Genomic DNA, 247 nt, shown 5'->3' with positions numbered 1-247 from the left:
TTCGTGCGCAACTTCATGGACGGCTCGGCCAGCGTCAAGGCCGCCATGGCCGCCTACGTGGCCGCCGTGAAGGACGGCAGCTTCCCCGACAACGCCCTGCACGCCTGGTAAACCGCCCCGTTTGTATGCAAGTCGTTCACACCATTGCCGAGCTGCGCCAGGTGCTGGCCCGCTTCGACGCGCCCGCCTTCGTGCCCACCATGGGCAACCTGCACGCCGGGCACCTGGCCCTGGTGCGCCAGGCAAA

General features: G+C 68.0%; 1 protein-coding gene and 1 pseudogene. Both read left to right on the top strand.

Annotated elements, in window-relative coordinates:
- Positions 1-111, top strand: a pseudogene (gene panB / locus HA630_RS22590) (3-methyl-2-oxobutanoate hydroxymethyltransferase); the annotation flags it as partial.
- Positions 112-125: 14 nt separating this feature from the next.
- Positions 126-247, top strand: a 122-nt coding sequence (locus HA630_RS00550; protein WP_208299884.1) for a pantoate--beta-alanine ligase, incomplete at its 3' end; no start/stop codon positions are given.

The sequence above is a fragment of the Aquabacterium sp. A08 genome, from assembly GCF_011742065.1.
The sequence above is the reverse complement of the archived record's forward strand: the minus strand, read 5'-3'. Positions and strand labels throughout refer to the sequence as shown.